This is a genomic window from Frankia sp. CcWB3 (genome assembly GCF_977927595.1).
On record NZ_CDWRCK010000331.1, the window covers coordinates 1 to 3,703 of the forward strand.

At 71.1% G+C, this 3,703-nt stretch carries 3 protein-coding genes; all 3 read left to right on the top strand.

Annotated elements, in window-relative coordinates; translation table 11 throughout:
• On the top strand, positions 1-658 hold a 658-nt coding region (locus ACY5KJ_RS18545; protein ID WP_462203961.1), incomplete at its 5' end, for a DnaJ C-terminal domain-containing protein.
• The gene (locus ACY5KJ_RS18550; RefSeq protein ID WP_462189091.1) at positions 655-1,038 is read left to right on the top strand and encodes a chaperone modulator CbpM; all 384 of its coding nucleotides are present in this window, start codon (positions 655-657) and stop codon (positions 1,036-1,038) included. The genes ACY5KJ_RS18545 and ACY5KJ_RS18550, both read left to right, overlap by 4 nt.
• Positions 1,029-3,665 (top strand): ATP-dependent chaperone ClpB, encoded by a 2,637-nt coding sequence (gene clpB / locus ACY5KJ_RS18555; protein WP_462203962.1) that lies wholly within the window; start codon positions 1,029-1,031, stop codon positions 3,663-3,665. The genes ACY5KJ_RS18550 and clpB overlap by 10 nt, the downstream gene beginning before the upstream one ends.
• Positions 3,666-3,703 lie beyond the last annotated feature (38 nt).

Genomic DNA, 3,703 nt, shown 5'->3' on the forward strand with positions numbered 1-3,703 from the left:
TTTCGGCACAGCCGGATTCGAGGATCTGTTCGGAACCCTTTTCGGGGCCCGTGGCGCGGCCGGGCCGATCCCGGGCGCCGACCAGGAAGCCGAGCTCAGCCTGACGGTCGAGGAGGCGTACCGGGGTGGTCGCCGCCGGGTCACGCTGACCGGCTCGGACGGGCCGCGTTCTTACCAGGTCAGCATCCCCGCGGGGGTGGTGGCCGGTCAGCGGATCCGGCTGGCCGGGCAGGGCGGCCGTGGCAGCGGTGACGCCCCGCCCGGCGACCTCTACCTGCGGGTACGGATCGCACTGCACCCCCGCTATCGGGTGGGCGGCCGCGATATCCAGCTGAAGCTACCGGTCACCCCGTGGGAGGCGGCGCTGGGCGCGACGGTCTCGACCAGCACTCCCGGCGGCGAGGTCAAGGTCCACGTCCCGGCGGGTTCGTCGAGTGGCCGCCGGCTGCGGCTGCGTGGCGAGGGCCTGCCGAATCCGTCGGGACGGCCGGGCGACCTCTACGCCGAGGTCAGCGTGGCAGTGCCGCCGACGCTGACCGACCGGGAGCGGGCGCTGTTCGGAGAACTGGCGGCCACCTCGACCTTCGACCCGAGAAACTCCGACCCGAGAAACTCCAACCCCAGAAAGTCCGATCCGAGCAAGGGATCCTGGCGATGACCATCCCATCCCCGTCGCAGCAGCGGACGGCGCCGTCGCCGATCACCCGGCCGCGTTACCCGCTGGCACCAGCCCGGAAGCTGACCGTGGAGACGGTCGCCAGCCGCGGCGGGCTGCATCCCGACCTGGTCCGCCGGTTCGTGGCGCTCGGCCTGCTGGAGGCCTCCCGCGACGCCACCGGGACGCTGTGGTTCGCCCCGGACACCCCGGCGACGATCGCGAGGATCCAACGGCTGCGGGCCGGCCTGTGCCTGAACTACGCCGCGATCGGTCTCGTCCTCGACCTGCTCGACCGCATCGACCTGCTGGAAGCCGCGCTGCGCGGTGACCAGGCCGCTCGATCTCCGACAGCCGCAAGGAGCACACCGCCGTGGACATGAACCGGCTGACTCAGAAGTCCCAGAAGGCCTTGGCCGCGGCGCAGGCCAGGGCGACCGCGCTCGGGCACACCGAGGTCGACGGCGAGCATCTGCTCCTCGCCCTGCTGCAGGCCCCGGACGGGCTGATCCCCCGGTTGATCGGGCAGACCGGCACCGACTCCGCCGCGCTGGCCGCCGCCGTCGAAGCCGACCTGGCCCGGCGGCCGAAGGTCAGCGGGCCGGGCGCCGCCCCCGGGCGGGTGTTCCTCACCCAGCGGCTGTCCCGGCTGCTGGATGCGGCCGAGCGCGAGGCCGGGCGGCTCAGGGACGACTACGTCTCGGTGGAACACCTTCTCCTCGCGCTAGCCGAGGAGGGGTCGGCCACCGAGGCCGGGAGGCGGCTGGCGGAGCATGGGATCACCCGGGAGTCGTTCCTCGCCGCGCTCACCCAGGTACGCGGCCATCAGCGGGTCACCTCCGCGACGCCGGAAGCCACCTACGAGGCGCTGGAGAAGTACGGCCGCGACCTGGTTGTCCAGGCCCGCGACGGCACGCTGGAACCGGTCATCGGCCGCGACGCCGAGATCCGCCGCGTCATCCAGATCCTCAGCCGCAAGACGAAGAACAACCCGGTGCTGCTCGGCGATCCGGGCGTCGGCAAGACCGCGATCGTGGAGGGCCTGGCGCAGCGCATCGTCCACCGCGACGTCCCGGAAGGACTACGCGGCAAGACGATCTTCGCGTTGGACCTGGGATCCCTGGTCGCGGGCGCCAAGTACCGCGGCGAGTTCGAGGAGCGGCTCAAGGCCGTGCTGGCCGAGATCAAGGCCGCCCAGGGCCGCATTCTGCTCTTCGTCGACGAGCTGCACACCGTGGTGGGAGCCGGCGCGGCCGAAGGCGCCATAGACGCCGGCAACATGCTCAAGCCGATGCTCGCCCGCGGCGAGCTGCACATGATCGGCGCAACGACGCTGGACGAGTACCGCAAGCGCGTGGAGTCCGACGCCGCACTGGAACGCCGCTTCCAGCCGGTCATGGTCGACGAGCCCACCGTCGAGGACACCATCTCGATCCTGCGCGGGCTGCGGGAACGCTTCGAGATCTACCACGGAGTAAAGATCCAGGATGGCGCACTGGTCGCCGCTGCCACGATGAGCTACCGTTACATCACCGACCGATTCCTGCCGGACAAGGCGATCGACCTGGTCGACGAGGCCTGCGCCCGGCTACGCACCGAGATCGACTCGATGCCCGCCGAGCTCGACGAGATCACCCGGCGGGTCACCCGCCTGGAAATCGAGGAAGCCGCCCTGGCCAAGGAGACCGACCCGGCCAGCGAGACCCGGCTGGCCGAGCTGCGCCGGGAGCTCACCGACCTGCGCGCCGAGGCCGATGCCAAGCGCGCCCAGTGGGATGCCGAACGCCAGGCGATCCGGCGGGTTCAGCAGCTACGCGAGGAGCTCGAACGGGTGCGCCGCGAAGCCGAGGAAGCCGAGGAAGCCTACGACCTGAACCGGGCCGCCGAGCTGCGCTACGGCCGGTTGGGTGAGCTGGGACGGCGACTCGCGGCCGAGGAGGACCGGCTCGCCGCCAAACAGGGCGAGCAGCGGCTGCTGCGCGAGGTCGTCACCGACGAGGAGATCGCCGAGATCGTCGCGGCCTGGACCGGCATCCCGGTCTCCCGGCTGCGCGAGACCGAACGCGAGAAGCTGCTGTGCCTCGACGACACCCTGCGCCAGCGGGTCGTCGGCCAGGATGAGGCCGTCACGCTGGTCACCGACGCGATCATCCGGGCCCGCTCCGGCATCCGCGACCCCCGCCGGCCCATCGGCTCGTTCATCTTCCTCGGACCCACCGGCGTCGGCAAGACCGAGCTGGCCAGGGCCTTGGCCGCCGCCCTGTTCGACACCGAGGAGAACATGACCCGCCTCGACATGAGCGAGTACCAGGAACGGCACACGGTCAGCCGGCTCGTCGGCGCTCCCCCCGGCTACGTCGGCTACGAGGAGGGCGGCCAGCTCACCGAGGCGGTCCGACGCAAGCCCTACGCGGTGGTGCTCTTCGACGAGATCGAGAAGGCACACACCGACGTGTTCAACGTCCTGCTGCAGATCCTCGATGACGGCCGCGTCACCGACGCCCAGGGACACCGGGTTGACTTCCGCAACACCGTCATCATCATGACCTCCAACATCGGCTCCCCCTACCTGCTCGACGGCGTCGACTCTGACGGGCAAATCAGACCCGACGCGCAGGCCCGGGTGATGGCCGACCTGCGCGGGCACTTCCGCCCGGAGTTCCTCAATCGGATCGACGACATCATCCTGTTCCGGCCGCTGGGCCTACCCCAGCTCGAGCGGATCGTCGATCTCCAGTTCTCTGACCTGCGCGGACGCCTGGCCGAGCGGCGGATCACCCTCGAGCTGACCGACGCCGGCCGGCGTCTGATCGTCCGGGCGGGATATGACCCGGTCTACGGCGCCCGGCCGCTGCGCCGTTACATCTCCCACGACGTCGAAACCCGCATCGGCCGCGCGCTGCTCCGCGGCGAGGTCACCGAAGGCGGAACGGTGCGCGTCGACGCCCACGACGGCGAACTGGTCGTCAGCTGTCAGGCAGCGGACGCGCGGCACGGGCTCGCCGCCTGAACCCCCGACCCCTCCAGGCCGGCCGGCCCCCTCCAGAC

Coding starts and splice junctions, on each gene's coding strand:
- ACY5KJ_RS18550 (WP_462189091.1), top strand. CDS start 655: ATGACCATCCCATCCCCGTCGCAGCAGCGGACGGCGCCGTCGCCGATC.